The organism is Exiguobacterium sp. J17977, from assembly GCF_018616375.1.
Taxonomy (GTDB): domain Bacteria; phylum Bacillota; class Bacilli; order Exiguobacteriales; family Exiguobacteriaceae; genus Exiguobacterium; species Exiguobacterium mexicanum.
Map to the genome: position 1 here is coordinate 456494 of NZ_JAEQBB010000002.1, position 14152 is coordinate 470645.

Sequence of the window (14152 nt, forward strand, 5' to 3'; positions counted from 1 at the left end):
CAAGGAAACCCCTGAGACCGCTCTTGGTAACCGATAACGAGGTCAGGCGGTCGCGCTTACTAACTTCAGCCCGACACTCATAGGGGATACCGATAAAGTCTTTCTCTTAGGCTTGCACCTTCCCTAAGTCGCTTCGTAGGTATGACTTTATCGACGTGTCCTAATCGACGTATTGTGTATTATCCGTGATGTTTTGTTGGTATGACTTCGTCGTCATTATACGCAAGTTCAGTCGTATCGTCAAGAACCGTCTGGACCGGGGGCTCCCCGACAATCGTGTCCCATTCCGTGCTGTTCAAGAGCTCCATCTGAGCATCGACGAGGACGCGGAACCGGGTCCGGTACAATTCGACTTTCTTGAGCATTTGAATGACTTCACGTTCGGCGAGTTGCTCTTTGCGCGACGCTTCTTCCTCACGGGCGAGCGCCTCGCGTTCGGCTTGCTTCAAAATGAGACTCGCTTCCTTGGCCGCGTTCGTCTTCACTTCTTCTGCTGCCTCTTGGGCGACGATAATCGATTTGTTCAACGTGTCTTCCATCGAAGAGAAGTAGTCGATACGGGCTTGCATATCGTTGACGAGTTCTTCGTACCTTCTATTCTCACGAATCAATAGTTCAAATTCTTTGATGATTTGATCTAAAAATTCATTGACCTCATCGATATCGTACCCGCGAAAACGAGTCGAGAACTCTTTATTATGAATATCAATCGGTGTCAACGCCATTCGACTTTCCTCCTAAGTTCAACGTATGATGCCATACTGGATTTTTATTTTCTCACGCTTTGTCGAGCCGAGAATCGCCGTCAGTTTGACACGGCCATACCCTCGGATCGAGACCAAATCGTCTGGTTCAAGGATGAAGCTCGGATCATCGATCGGTTTATGGTTCACTTTACAGTCTCCATGTTTGACGAGCGCCTGCGCTTTTTGCCGGGACAACCCGATCACTTCGCTGACGACCGTGTCAAACCGGAGTGATGAGACGATGCCGAACTCATCGCTCCATTTGACTTCAGGTACGACGAGCACCGCCTCAGGCGCCACTTCGGAGATGCGAATCCGAGCCTTGCCGACCCGGTCGACGTTCATCTCGATGAAACTAGCCGCGTCACGCGTCGTGGCGAACTGGGCGATGCCATCGTCGAGAACGACGTCGCCAAACTTCTGCCGCTTCAACCCGGCGTTCAAGAGCGTTCCCGTCACTTGACGGTGCGTCAATTCGACGAACTTGGTTGGATAGTCGATTTGACGAATCGCAATCTCGAAATCGTTCGGGTCGAGCTCGTAATAATCCGGGGCCAAGATGAGGCGACGCCGTTCCGCGCCGACAAATCCGCCATCCTCGTAAATCGCGAGCTGCTTGCCGACGAGTTGCCGGACGATTTGTTGCTCGCGCGGATCTAAAAAGTCCGTCACTTTCAACATATAGTTGTCCTCGACTTGTTGAACCCAATCGAGCACTTGCTCGATAAATGCCCGTTCATTCGGTCGATAATGATCGAAGACGCTCATTTAAATACCGAAAATCGCACGCACTCCAAATTGCGCCATCCGTAGCACAAATAAAGCGACGATTGGGGAGATGTCGAGCATCCCGCCGATTGGTGGGATGATGCGACGAAACGGATTCAAAAACGGTTCGCACAGATACGACAAGATTTGACCAAACTTCGATTCACGCGCATTCGGGAACCATGATAATAAAATATAGGCAATCAAGACCCAACTATAATATCCAAGTAATGTAACGATCGTGTTGCCTAACGCAGGTATAGCATTTTCCATTCAGTTACCACCCTTTACTATTGAGTTCGTCCTCCGAAATCAAATTCGAGATCGACCCCGTCAACTCGATGTTGTTCGGAGTACATAGAATCGTGTTATGTCCAATCGACGTCATCGTCCCTTCTAACGCATAGACGACACCTGACAAGAAGTTGACGACTTGACGAGACTGCTCTTTCGACATCCGTTGAAGGTTGACGATGACGGCCCGGTTTTCTTTCAATTGGTCGCTGATGTCTTGAGCTTCGGCGAATACACGCGGCTCGGCCAAGACGACTTTTGAACGTTCTTTCTTCTTCGTGTTCAACGCGACGATATTGTTCGATGCTTTCGGACGGTCCTCCGCTTTGACGATTGCCTCCGTCATCGGTTGTGTCTTCGTTTCGGCGACAGCATACTCGTCTCCTTCGAACTGGTTGTTCGGATCTTCCTCGAGTCCAAAGAAGTCCTTCATTTTGTTTTTGATTGACATAACGGATTCCTCCTTAAAATATATTATTGCACAAGTACGGTTCCAATACGAACAAACGATGCGCCTTCTTCGATTGCCAACGTGTAGTCGTTCGACATCCCCATTGACAGTTCGGTACACGGTGCATGCGGATAGGCATGACGCGCGACGTCATCGCGCAATTGTCTCAAGTTTCGGAACGTCTCCCGAATCACCGTCTCGTCCTCTGTGAACGGGGCCATCGTCATCAAGCCGATGATCCGTACGTGAGGATACTGTTTACAGTTCTCGATGAACGGGATGACTTCCTCTTTTTCGAGACCATGTTTTGACGCTTCGCCCGATACGTTCACTTGCACGAAACAATCGATCACGCCTTGGGCGCGTTTATCGATCTCTTCGGCGAGCGAGAGGCGGTCGAGCGAATGAATCGCTGCCACATGGTCGATAATTTGTCTCACTTTACGTGTCTGCAGGCTACCGATGAAATGAAACTTGGCATCAGCCGGCAACTGCTCGACTTTTTCAAGCAAACCTTCGGGACGATTTTCGCCGAAGTCGCGGATGCCTTCTGCATAGAGGGCGTTCGCCACGTCGGGGCCGACCGATTTCGTGACCGCGATGAGCGTCACCGCTTGCTCGGTCCGATGCGCGTCGATTGTCTGTCTGACTTGATTCACATTATTGGCTATACTCACGATTTCTTCTCCTTGACGAGGACGGCCGCAAAGCGACGCTTGGCGTCACCGTTTCGATACGAGAAAAAGGTTTGATCAGAAACGGTCGACAAGTTCGATTGGGTGACCTCGATATTTCGTTCCAGAGCGAGCGTCTCATTTACTTGTTGGAGTGATAGACGGGCGTGGCCCGCTCGTTCGTCCATGACCGATGATGCATATGCAGCCGGTGAGACCGCTTCGACCGCATCCAAGACGCGGCGGTCGACCTCATAATGCTCGGCTGTGATGGCCGGCCCGACAAACATGTCAATCGCGTCGGCCGGAACACCGAGTGTGGCGAACGCATCCGTCATCGCGGCGACGATATTCCCGACCGTCCCTTTCCAGCCGGCATGTGCCACACCGATGACGCCATAGTCCTCGGCACAGAAGAAGAGCGGGACGCAGTCGGCAAAGACGAGGGCGAGTGGCAACGCGTCGGCCGTGGTGATGAGGCCGTCCGTCGCCGGTATCGTCTCGTCATAGCGATAGGCGCCTTTGCCGCGGTCGGCGTCGCCGACGACTTCGACGTTCGTCTGATGGACTTGATCGGCCCAGACCGAATCCGCGAGGGCAAGACCCGCCACGTCAAAGAAGTACTTCCGATTGGCGACGACCTGCTCTGCGTCATCGCCGACGTGGAGTCCGACGTTGCCTTCATTATGTCCGTCCGTCCGGGTCGTCACATAAGCCTGATAGCGATACGTTTCGGTTTCCCATGTATGTAACAGTCGCATATGATTCTCCTTTTTTAGAAAAAGGGGATGCCGAGAACCGGCACCCCCTGTTGTTTAGTTACGGCGTTGTCTTACGAACGCTGGGATGTTGATCGTCTCGTCTGGGACGTCCCCACCATAGACCGGTCTATGGAAGTTCCCTTCATCTTGTGGCGCAGCTTCTTGCGCTTTCGGTTGAGCCTCACGGTTCACTTCAGCTTCCGGTTGTTTCTTCGGTTGTTGAAGGAACGGGTTCGTCCCTTGCGCTTCTTCTGCGAATTCAGTTGCAATCACGGTAACGATAATCTCGTCGTTCAAGTTTTCGTTGATGACCGAACCGAAAATCAAGTTCACTTCTTCATCAGCGGCACTTTGAACGATTTGAGCAGCTTCCGTGACTTCGTACAAGCTGAGGCTAAGTCCGCCTGTGATGTTCATCAAGACACCTTTCGCACCTTCGATTGAAGACTCGAGAAGTGGAGATGAGATGGCTTTCTTCGCTGCTTCGACGGCACGGTTCTCGCCAGTGGCGACACCGACACCCATGAGCGCCGAACCTTTTTCGGTCATGATCGTCTTGACGTCAGCGAAGTCAAGGTTGATGAGACCAGGAATGGCGATCAAGTCCGTGATTCCTTGGACACCTTGGCGAAGGACGTTATCCGCTTCGCGGAACGCTTCGATCATCGGCGTGTTGCGCTCGACGATTTCAAGCAACTTGTCGTTTGGAATGACGATGAGTGTATCGACTTTTTCTTTGAACGCTTGAATCCCGTGTTGGGCGTGTTGCATGCGTTTGCGTCCTTCGAACATGAACGGTTTCGTGACGACACCGACCGTGAGCGCTCCGATTTCTTTTGAAATCTCGGCGATGACAGGTGCTGCCCCCGTTCCGGTTCCTCCGCCCATACCTGCTGTGACGAAGACCATATCCGCGCCATCGAGCGCTTCAATCAACTGCTCGCGGCTCTCTTCTGCTGCTTTTTTACCGATATCCGGATTCGCGCCGGCACCGAGGCCACGCGTCAATTTCGCTCCGAGTTGAAGCTTAACGTCCGCTTTCGACATGTTGAGTGCTTGCGCGTCCGTGTTGACGGCGATGAACTCGACACCTTGTACTCCGTGCTCGATCATGCGGTTGACAGCGTTTGAACCGCCGCCCCCGACTCCAATTACTTTAATTTTTGCTACGGCGTCAATCGCCTCATCAAAGTACATCATTTCAGGTATCCCCCTACGTAATTTCCAATTGTTAACACAACGTCAAATTTACACGCCAAATAATTTTTCCATTAATCGACCGAAACCGTTTTTCGTCTCGCGATCTTCCCGGTCCACCTCTTCTTCGTGGTCAGGCACTCGCTGCGCCGCACCGTCTGTTTTCGAGACGGCGACAGGCTCGTCTGGTCTCTCAAGTCGTGATTTCGAGACGTGATGATCGCTCATAAGCACGTACTTGAGGACGCCGACCGCGGTCGCGTATTTCGGATGTCTGACGCCAATCGACGATGGCTGATACAGTCTCGTCTTTTGACCCATGACACGAGTCGCTAGTTCTTGGATGCCAGGTAAAGCAGCGGCCCCACCACAGAGGAGATAACCTCCGCTGAGCGTTGGAACGCCTACCTTTTGCACTCTATTCAACACAAGCGTGAACATTTCCTCTATTCTTGCCTCTAAAACGTAACTAATTTCTGATTGCGGTTCGAATGTGACTTCGCCGTTGATGTTCGTGAACGAGAACCCTTCTGAGGCGTCCGCCATCTCTTCGAGGGCAAGTCCGTATTCTTCTTTCGCCACTTTGGCGTCTTGGTACTTACAATTGAGCTTGTACACCAAGTCGCGCGTCATATGATCGCCTCCGACAGGAAGGATATATGAGTAGACGAGGTCGCCACGATAGAAGACCGAGACGGTCGTTTTTTCATGACCGATATCGACCAAGCCGATACCGAGATCGATTTCATCGACTGATGCCGCACTCATGCCGAGCGCCAAGTTGCCGAGGACGAAACCTTCTAGTTTCAATCCTGCCCGTTCGATGGAACGACGAATGCTATGTAAAATCGTCTTCGAACCAGTCACCATCTTGCCGTGCATCTCTAAGCGGTAACCGAGCATTCCGCGGGGATCGACGACACCTGTCTGTTGATCGACCGTGAAGGAAGAAGGAATCACATCGATGACGCTCATCTCATCCGGCAAGCGCATGACTTGCGCCGAGTTGATGACTTCGATGACGTCCGTGTCCGTGATTTCTTGGTCTTCTCGTTTGACCGATGCAATTCCATGACATGGGGCGATTTGGATATGTTCCCCTTCGATGGCAACGTATACCGACCGAATTTGATCACCGAGCGCCGCTTCGGCATGTTCGACGGCTTGTTTGATGGCTTGAACCGTCTTATCGATGTCGACGACGGCGCCACGTTTTACTCCTGCAGACGGGGCACACCCCTCCGCCAAAATGTTAAGCGTTCCCCCGAGTAATTCACCCACGACGAGCTTAATTTCTGACGTTCCTATATCCAATGCGGCCACATAACCATTCGCTTCCAAAAGGGAAACACCTCCGCGCTTTAATTTCTGTGCTTGAATTCCGTTACATTGTTACAGATATCCAAAAATATTGTTAGGTCCGGCAAGATATCTCACGTCTAAGTTTACAACAAATAAGATAGTGAGAAAAGGTAGAATCCTACAAATTACGCGGTTTTGGGGTGTCAATTCGATTACAATCGATAAAAAAACAGCCCTTATGTGTCTAAGGGCTGTAAAAATTCAGATTATTCTTTCGGTTTTTCGTACGGGACGAAATAATATCCGCCATCCATGACGACGGTTCCCCGTTGTCCTTTCGGGATGTTCTCGTAGATTTCACCGTATTTGGATACCGTTTGACTGAGCTTGAACGTCGGCGTCTGAATCGTGTTGCCGTCGTTCATATAAATCTCATATCGCGTCGGTTCGCCTTTCTGTTTCGAGAAGACGATTTCTGACATCCTGGCCCGCATCGCATCGTCGACTTGCTCGAGCTCGCTCGCGATTTTCTCGAGTTCCGCCGCATCCGTGAATTCACGCAACAACGGACCGTCTTTTAATTTCGCTGGATCCGTGATGGACCCGGTCGGATGCAACGAACCGTCAGCGAGGACGACGACTTCCTGTTCGTCCGTTCGTGAATAGGCAATCATCTTCTCTTCCTCGACGTCAATCGTCACGACGTTATACCAAGAGCGATCGACGTTCACGTCTTTCACGCCAGGCACTTTACGAAGTTCCCGCTCAATTCCGTTCGGCGAGACTTGAACGATTTTCGTGGATGTGTCGATGTCCGTCTCGGCAAGCACATACGCTTCTGTCAACCAAGACAGGCCGTTCACGTTCACCGCTTTCACGTCAGACACCGATGTCTGCATATATACGACGAGCGCAATCAATACCGCGAACAATAACAGGATGGTCGACAACCGTCGGTTCGCTTTCTTACGGCGTTGATCTTTCATATACGGGATTCGGTCTTCCAAACTACGAACGGTATTCTGACGTGTCTCCATGGCTACTCTCCTTTTATGCGCGGACTTCTTCGACGAGGTCGGCGAGCGATTCTGCGGCGTGCGGGAATCCTAACCGTTTCGAGGCTGCGGCCATCTCATCATGATGGGCCAATACGTGTCGGATCGAGCGGACGAGCGTCTCGCCCGACAAGTCCCCTTCTTTAATCAGTTCGGCCGCGCCGCTTTCGACGAGCGCCGAGGCGTTTTTCGTCTGATGGTCGGCCGTCACGTACGGACTCGGAATCAAGATGCTCGCCAAACCGAGCGCCGTCAATTCCGAGATGGTCGAGGCACCGGCCCGGGACACGACGAGACTCGCACACGCGAGCAGTTCGGGCATGTCGTAGACGTATGGCAACACATGGACGTTATCGGCTTTCGGCGCCTTCGCCACGACGTTGTCATAATGGACGTTCCCGGTCACGTAAAGCACGTTCACCGGTTCGGTCGCAAGTTCCGGGATGGCCTCGATGACGGCCCGGTTGATTGCCTCGGCTCCACGGCTTCCGCCGTAAATCAAGACAATCGGACGTTCATCGATGTCATATTTGGCCCGGACGGCCGCTTCGTTCACCGTCGTCTTCAACACTTCACTCCCGCGCGGGTTACCGATGACACGGACGTTCGCATCCGGGAACTGTGATTCTGAACCGGCGAACGACAACGCGACCCGGTCGGCTTTCTTCGACAAGAACTTGTTCGTCAAACCCGGGATACTGTTCTGTTCATGCAGAATCGTCGGGATGCCGAGCTGTTGCGCCGTGAAGACGACCGGACCTGAGACGAATCCGCCCGTGCCGATGACGACGTCCGGACGGAACGTCTTCATCTCTTTACGCAACGTCAACACCGATTGCACAAACCAATAGGCCGTCTTGACGTTGTCGAGCGATAACGACCGTTTGAGACCGGCGATTCGAATCGATTTGAACGGCACACCGGCGCGTGGGACGAGGTCGGCCTCGAGACCGTTCTCAGTACCGATATAGAGCACCTCGAGGTTCGGATGGCGCTGTTTGAGCGTATCAAGGAGAGCGAGTGCCGGGTAGATATGGCCACCCGTTCCTCCACCAGAAATCATGATTTTCATCGATTGGCCTCCTCATATGCATGGACGAGGCGGACGAAATGTTCGCCGCGCTCTTCAAACGTCTTATATTGGTCCCAGCTCGCACAGGCGGGTGACAATAAAATCACGTCGTCTGGGGCCGACTGTTCAAATGCGAGCGGGACGGCCGCGTCGAGCGTATCGACCGCGAACGATGGAATCTGCTCCGCTTCACCGAGTGCTTTTAAACGTCCTGCCGTCTCACCGTACGAGACGATGGCTTTGACGCGTCCGAGCGCCGGGATGAGTGAATCCAATTCGGCGCCACGTTCAAGTCCCCCGCACACCCAAACGATCGGGGCATCGAATCCGCTCAATGCCGCTTCCGCCGCCACGTTGTTCGTCGCTTTCGAGTCGTTATAAACCCGGCGTCCGAGCACTTGGCCGAGACTTTCCGTCCGGTGGGCCACACCGCCGAACGTGCGCAACACATGATCGATATGGGCTGCCGGAATATCGAACGGTTCGACGAGCAACAAGGCCGCCAACACGTTCTCGACGTTATGGGCCCCGCCGAGGGCGAGATCCTCGACCCGGATGACCGGCTTGCCGTGGAGCGTGACCCAGCCATCGGTGACGTGAGCGTCTCCGCTGTCGTAGCCGAACGTCGAAGCATCGAGACCGGTCGGGACGCGTTTCATCACTTCGGTGTCACTGCCCTTGACGACGACACGGTCTGATGCCGTCATATTCCGGAACAAGTTCCCTTTGGCGTCCGCATACGACTCGAAGTCGCCGTGATAATCCAAATGTGCCGGCGATAAGTTCAACAGCGCCGCCGCTTGCGGATGGAACTGTTCGACGCCCATCAGTTGGAAGCTCGATAGTTCGATGACGATGACGTCGCCCTGCTTCGCTTTCGAAGCGACTTCGATCGCCGGGAAACCGATGTTCCCTGCCACATGGACAGGACGACTCCCCCCTTTGAGCAATTCATGGACGAGCGTGGTCGTCGTCGTCTTTCCGTTCGAGCCGGTGATTGCGACGAACGTGGCATCGGTCGCCAAGTAGGCAAGTTCGACTTCTGTATAAATCGGGATCTTCCGCTCAAGCGCTGCTTGAAGGAGCGGGATGTGATACGGGATGCCCGGGTTTTTGACGATCATGTCCGTCGTGTCTAGCAATTCGAGCGGATGGGCTCCGAAAACGCCGTTGATTCCGAGCGCTTCGATTTTCATCCGTTCTTCCGTTGACGGTTCGCTCCCGGTGTTGATGGTCACGTCCGCGCCGACATTTCTTAAGTAAGCGGCTGCGGCGATGCCGCTCCGTGCCGCGCCGAGTACGAGGACTCGTTTATCGTTCCACTGTTGTTGCATGTCTTCCACCATCCATTACATGAGTAGTAACGACAAGACTGCCGTGATCAAACTAATTCCACCGAACGTCAAGACGATGCGCCATTCTGACCAACCGACCATTTCGAAATGGTGATGAATCGGGCTCATCTTAAAGATTCGTTTGCCCGTCGTCTTGAACGAGAGCACTTGCAAGATGACGCTGAGCGTCTCGATGACAAAAATGATGCCGACGAAGACGAGCAACAGCTCAAGCTTGAGCATGAGGGCAAGGCCGGCGACCGCACCACCAAGGGCGAGCGAGCCCGTGTCCCCCATAAAGATTTTCGCCGGGTATTTATTGAAGACGAGGAATCCGAGCAAGGCACCGACCGCACTGAAGGCGAACCAAGCGATGCCCGCTTCATCTTGTCCAAGCGCATAGATGCCGAAGAACGCGAATGTCGGGATGGCCGAGAACGAGACGAGACCGTCGAGGCCGTCCGTCAAGTTGACCGCGTTCGAGAAACCGACGAGCCAGAAGATGACGATGGCGACATACAACCAGCCCGTATCAAACGCGATCGAAGTGAACGGGATTTGAATCGTCGTATCGAGTGCCCCACCGAGGGAGAGGAACCAGACGAACAAGACCGAGACGACGATTTGACCGATCAATTTCTGAAGCGACGTCAAACCGAGGTTGCGTTTGTTGACGACTTTGATGTAGTCGTCAAGGAAGCCGATCACCCCGAAGGCGAGGGTCACGAACAAGAGCGTGCCGAACCCGGCGACGGCTTCACCGAAGACGACCGAGACGAGGAAGCCGATGATGAGGGCGAGCAAGATGACGATTCCGCCCATCGTCGGCGTACCTGATTTCTTTTGATGCCAACCTGGACCTTCGTCACGGATTTCTTGGCCAAACTTTAAGTTACGCAGTGCGGGGATGGCCCGCGGCATGACGACCAATACGGTCAATAATGAACTGATTAAGACGATTAAACTGATTAACATGTTCGTACCTCACTACTCTGTTTATTGAACTAGACGCTCGAGCGCCAGTCCTCGCGATGCTTTTAACAATATCACAGTCTGGGGGCGTTGATAACTGCCGAGGAGGACTTTCGCTTCCTCGACTGTCGGCACCATTGTCACGTTCACACGCGGGTCCGTGATGCCTGCCGCAATCCATTTTGCTTTCTCTCCGATGAGCACACAATCCGTGACCGGTGCCGTGATGGCTTGGCCGACTTTTTCGTGCTGGGCGACCTCGTCCGTCCCGAGTTCATACATGTCCCCGAGGACGAGGACGCGGCGAGAAAACCCTTCTAACGTTTTAATCGTCTCGACGGCGGCAATCATCGAGGTCGGGCTCGCGTTATAGGCGTCATTGACCAAGTGGGCATCGCCGAACATCCGTTTTTCCATCCGCATCGACGTTAACTGGACGCGGTCGAGACCTCGTTGAATCGTGTCATGTCCTAATCCGAACTTGAGGCCGCAGGCGATCGCATAGGCGGCGTTGCGTATTTGGTGGGCCCCGAGTACTTTCAATTCATACAGCTCGTTATTGTAGCGGAAAATCGAGGCGTCAAACGTCGCTTCCACGACTTCGAGCTTACCGTCCGCGGTCGAGTCGTATCCGACGCGGTACCCGCCTGCCTCATTGAGGAGCGGCTCGTCGGCATCGACGATTAAGACGCCGTCCGGTTTCAATCCTGCTTTAATCTCGAGCTTCGCCTTGGCGATGCCCTCGCGCCCTCCGACTTGTTCGCCGTGTGACTCGCCGATGTTCGTGACGAAGGCGATGTCCGGTTTGGCGAGTTTCGATAACAGTTCGATTTGTCCGAATCCGTTCATGCCCATCTCGAGCACAGCGACTTCGGTGTCTCGTGGCATCCGCAGCACAGTGAGCGGCAATCCGACGTCCGAATTGAAGTTCCCAGCCGTCTTGTGCGTCTTGAACGTCTCACCGAGCACGACGGCAATCATGTCTTTCGTTGACGTCTTCCCGTTCGAGCCAGTGATGGCGACGACCTTCGGATTGATTTCCGCCAAATAGCGGGCCGCCGCTTCTTGGAGCGCTGTTAACGGCGATGCGACCGGGATGGCGATAATCCCTTCCGGCAACGGACGGTCTTGTTCCCAAAACGTCACGATCGCCCCTTGCTTGATGGCAGCCTCGATGTAATCATGCCCATCGACGCGTGCCCCGATAATCGGGACGAACAAGCCGTCGGCATTGTCGTCTCGCGAGTCGGTCGCGACGTGGCGTACCTCACGCGAATCCTGTATTTCCATCCCAAACCAAGATGCGAGTGTTTGAATCGTCAACTGTTCCATAACCATTTCCTCCTGTGACAAAGGAAAAGAGAGCCGAGGCCCTCTTCATCCCTTTGCGTTAGTTCGACGGTGACGCGAGCCTCACTTTGAGTGTCGCTCCCGTCTTGACGGGCTTGCCTTTCCCAATCGATTGGGACGTGACGAAGCCGGTGCCGTCTATTTCTAAATTCAATTGATACAGCGTCGCGAGACGTTTCACGTCACGAAGTGACCAGCCCTTGAGCGTCGGCATCGTGAACGAGTCCGCCGTCTTTAACAGCAACCGCTCACCGACGACGTACGGTTGGCCTTCGACCGGACTTTGCGCCGTGACCGTCTCCCCGTTGCCGAGTGCCAGCGGTGTGAACGCGGCCGCTTTGGCTTCTTTCACTGCGGCATCACGACCTTGGTCGACGAACGATGCCGTCGTTTTCGTCGAGGCGTCAATCGATTTCGCTTGCTTGTCTGGCTCGACGCTCCGGTAGCGGAGCGCGACGTCCATCACATCTTTGAACAGCGGTGCCATGATGCGTGGTCCCGTCGTCGACGAGTCACTGTTCGGACGGTCGACGGCGATATACATGACGAGTTCCGGGTCGTCCTCCGGCGCCATGCCGACGAACGAGTGGATATATTGTCCACTCAAATACTTCCCGTTCTCGGCGATTTGCGCCGTTCCGGTCTTCCCGATGACGCGATAGTTGTCAAGGGCGTACAGTTGCCCCGTCCCGACATCGCTGTTGACGACGCCGTCGAGCGCTTCCCGCGTCTGTTTGGCCGCCTCGGCCGTAATCGGTTGGCCGACGACTTTCGGATTCGTCGTCCGAATCGTCTCACCGGTCTCCCGGTTGACGACTTTCTTGATGACGTGCGGTTGCTTCATCGTCCCATCGGTCGCGATGGCCGACGTCGCTTGTAAAATCTGCATCGGCGTGACGGCCGTCGATTGGCCCCATGCCGTGATCAAGACGTTCAACGGGCTCTCGAAGTCGAATTGACTGTTGACCTCGCCCGGTAAATCGACGCCCGTACGTTGATCGAATTTGAAGGCGTTGAAATAATCTTCATAGCGGCTCAGGCCGAGACGCTCGTTCGCAAGAATCGAGAACGCGACGTTCGACGAGTGCCAGACGCCTTCTACCATAGGAATCGTACCCCATCCGGTAATGTTGTAATCATTGAATACGGTCTTGCCATACTTATATGAACCCGATTTATACAGTTCATTCGGATTATAGACACCCTCGTTGATGGCGGCGGCCAACGTGAAGATTTTCATCGTCGACCCTGGCTCGAAACGAGACGACACCGAGAAGTTGCTATACGAGCTGATTTCGCGCGTGTTCGGGTCGAACGAAGGACGGTCCGACAAGGCGATGATTTCACCGGTCTTCGGGTCCATGATAATCGCCGTCGCATTCTTCGGCTTGTATTCTTGATACAGCTCCTCCATTTTCGTATCGAGCAGCTGTTGAATCCGGTGGTCGAGCGTGAGTTGCACGTCGGCCCCGTCTTCCGGGTCGATTTTCAATTGCTCGTCGCTCGAGACGATTTGGCGTCCGGCCAAGTCTTTCTCGAACCGGTACAACCCGTATGACTCACTCAAGACATCGTTGAGTGATTTTTCGATGCCGAGCTCCCCGACGAGTTCGATGCGCCCGTTCTGGTCGATTTTCTGGGCGTAGCCGACGACGCTCGACGCGAACACTTTGTTCGGATAGTAGCGCTTCGGCTCTTCCACGAACGTGACCCCTGGAATCTCGAACGCTTCAATCTCTTCTTTTTGCTCGACCGTCAAATCGCGGCCTGGTACGCCGAACTCGATTTGACCGCGATCTTTGTTCTGCTCGAGCCGTTTCAAAATGTCGGCCTCAGTCATCGGAATGACGGTCGCGAGCTGCTTGGCGGCCTCGGCGAACTCATCAGGCATGAGCGTCTTGTTCTCGACCCGCTCGCCGCCGAGTTTTAGGACGGCCACGATGCGATACGACGGGATATTGATGGCGATCGGCTGTCCGAACCGGTCATAAATCTCGCCCCGCTCCGCTTTTAGCGTACTGACCGCTTTCCAGCGCTCTTCCTCGGCGAACGCGAGCATGTTCTCTCCTTTGTACGTCTGGAAGACGGACAAATAGAAGAACCAACCGACAAAAAATAAAAAGAGCGGTGTGAAGCAAACAATCGCCACCCACGCCACTCTTTTTTTACTCTGTTG

14 protein-coding genes are annotated in these 14152 nt (G+C 53.9%); all 14 read right to left on the reverse strand.

The annotated features are described in order from the left end of the window. Window positions 1-179 precede the first annotated feature (179 nt). The 14 genes from KNO58_RS05850 to KNO58_RS05915 all read right to left on the reverse strand — a co-directional run bounded on the left by KNO58_RS05850 (window position 180) and on the right by KNO58_RS05915 (window position 14125). The gene (locus tag KNO58_RS05850; RefSeq protein ID WP_021067053.1) at window positions 180-725 is read right to left on the reverse strand and encodes a DivIVA domain-containing protein; all 546 of its coding nucleotides are present in this window, start codon (window positions 723-725) and stop codon (window positions 180-182) included. A gap of 18 nt (window positions 726-743) precedes the next feature. Continuing rightward, complete coding sequence (locus tag KNO58_RS05855) at window positions 744-1514, reverse strand: YlmH family RNA-binding protein (RefSeq protein WP_214752278.1); 771 nt, start codon at window positions 1512-1514, stop codon at window positions 744-746. Further along, window positions 1515-1787 (reverse strand): YggT family protein, encoded by a 273-nt coding sequence (locus tag KNO58_RS05860; protein ID WP_021067051.1) that lies wholly within the window; start codon window positions 1785-1787, stop codon window positions 1515-1517. It lies immediately after the preceding gene. Between the two features lie 4 nt (window positions 1788-1791). Beyond that, window positions 1792-2259 carry a cell division protein SepF gene (locus tag KNO58_RS05865; RefSeq protein ID WP_214752279.1) on the reverse strand — a complete coding sequence of 156 codons (468 nt, stop codon included), beginning with the start codon at window positions 2257-2259 and terminating at the stop codon, window positions 1792-1794. A gap of 23 nt (window positions 2260-2282) precedes the next feature. Then, window positions 2283-2936: a YggS family pyridoxal phosphate-dependent enzyme gene (locus KNO58_RS05870; RefSeq protein ID WP_214752280.1), complete on the reverse strand. Its 654-nt coding sequence runs from the start codon at window positions 2934-2936 to the stop codon at window positions 2283-2285. Beyond that, a complete protein-coding gene (gene pgeF, locus KNO58_RS05875; protein ID WP_214752281.1) occupies window positions 2933-3694 on the reverse strand; it encodes a peptidoglycan editing factor PgeF in 762 nt (253 codons plus the stop codon). Before pgeF ends, KNO58_RS05870 begins: the two co-directional genes overlap by 4 nt. Before the next feature lie 54 nt (window positions 3695-3748). Further along, a complete protein-coding gene (ftsZ, locus tag KNO58_RS05880) occupies window positions 3749-4894 on the reverse strand; it encodes a cell division protein FtsZ (RefSeq protein ID WP_021067047.1) in 1146 nt (381 codons plus the stop codon). A gap of 48 nt (window positions 4895-4942) precedes the next feature. Continuing rightward, window positions 4943-6232 (reverse strand): cell division protein FtsA, encoded by a 1290-nt coding sequence (gene ftsA / locus KNO58_RS05885; protein ID WP_214752282.1) that lies wholly within the window; start codon window positions 6230-6232, stop codon window positions 4943-4945. Window positions 6233-6459: 227 nt separating this feature from the next. Further along, window positions 6460-7230, reverse strand: coding sequence for a cell division protein FtsQ/DivIB (locus tag KNO58_RS05890; RefSeq protein WP_214752283.1), 771 nt, complete (start codon window positions 7228-7230; stop codon window positions 6460-6462). Window positions 7231-7243: 13 nt separating this feature from the next. After that, complete coding sequence (gene murG / locus KNO58_RS05895) at window positions 7244-8320, reverse strand: undecaprenyldiphospho-muramoylpentapeptide beta-N-acetylglucosaminyltransferase (RefSeq protein ID WP_214752284.1); 1077 nt, start codon at window positions 8318-8320, stop codon at window positions 7244-7246. Then, a complete protein-coding gene (gene murD, locus KNO58_RS05900) occupies window positions 8317-9654 on the reverse strand; it encodes a UDP-N-acetylmuramoyl-L-alanine--D-glutamate ligase (protein ID WP_251026094.1) in 1338 nt (445 codons plus the stop codon). Before murD ends, murG begins: the two co-directional genes overlap by 4 nt. A gap of 15 nt (window positions 9655-9669) precedes the next feature. Further along, on the reverse strand, window positions 9670-10629 hold the full coding sequence (mraY, locus tag KNO58_RS05905) for a phospho-N-acetylmuramoyl-pentapeptide-transferase (RefSeq protein ID WP_058763324.1): 960 nt from the start codon (window positions 10627-10629) through the stop codon (window positions 9670-9672). A 21-nt stretch (window positions 10630-10650) separates the two neighbouring features. Continuing rightward, complete coding sequence (locus tag KNO58_RS05910) at window positions 10651-11958, reverse strand: UDP-N-acetylmuramoyl-tripeptide--D-alanyl-D-alanine ligase (protein WP_251026095.1); 1308 nt, start codon at window positions 11956-11958, stop codon at window positions 10651-10653. 58 nt (window positions 11959-12016) lie between these two features. Further along, the gene (locus KNO58_RS05915) at window positions 12017-14125 is read right to left on the reverse strand and encodes a penicillin-binding protein (protein WP_260570660.1); all 2109 of its coding nucleotides are present in this window, start codon (window positions 14123-14125) and stop codon (window positions 12017-12019) included. Window positions 14126-14152 lie beyond the last annotated feature (27 nt).

What these genes read in the sequence shown, in the direction of transcription:
- KNO58_RS05850 (WP_021067053.1), bottom strand. Translation starts at nt 725, where the DNA reads ATGGCGTTGACACCGATTGATATTCATAATAAAGAGTTCTCGACTCGT.
- KNO58_RS05855 (WP_214752278.1), bottom strand. Translation starts at nt 1,514, where the DNA reads ATGAGCGTCTTCGATCATTATCGACCGAATGAACGGGCATTTATCGAG.
- KNO58_RS05860 (WP_021067051.1), bottom strand. Translation starts at nt 1,787, where the DNA reads ATGGAAAATGCTATACCTGCGTTAGGCAACACGATCGTTACATTACTT.
- KNO58_RS05865 (WP_214752279.1), bottom strand. Translation starts at nt 2,259, where the DNA reads ATGTCAATCAAAAACAAAATGAAGGACTTCTTTGGACTCGAGGAAGAT.
- pgeF (WP_214752281.1), bottom strand. Translation starts at nt 3,694, where the DNA reads ATGCGACTGTTACATACATGGGAAACCGAAACGTATCGCTATCAGGCT.
- ftsZ (WP_021067047.1), bottom strand. Translation starts at nt 4,894, where the DNA reads ATGATGTACTTTGATGAGGCGATTGACGCCGTAGCAAAAATTAAAGTA.
- KNO58_RS05890 (WP_214752283.1), bottom strand. Translation starts at nt 7,230, where the DNA reads ATGGAGACACGTCAGAATACCGTTCGTAGTTTGGAAGACCGAATCCCG.
- murG (WP_214752284.1), bottom strand. Translation starts at nt 8,320, where the DNA reads ATGAAAATCATGATTTCTGGTGGAGGAACGGGTGGCCATATCTACCCG.
- murD (WP_251026094.1), bottom strand. Translation starts at nt 9,654, where the DNA reads ATGCAACAACAGTGGAACGATAAACGAGTCCTCGTACTCGGCGCGGCA.
- mraY (WP_058763324.1), bottom strand. Translation starts at nt 10,629, where the DNA reads ATGTTAATCAGTTTAATCGTCTTAATCAGTTCATTATTGACCGTATTG.
- KNO58_RS05910 (WP_251026095.1), bottom strand. Translation starts at nt 11,958, where the DNA reads ATGGAACAGTTGACGATTCAAACACTCGCATCTTGGTTTGGGATGGAA.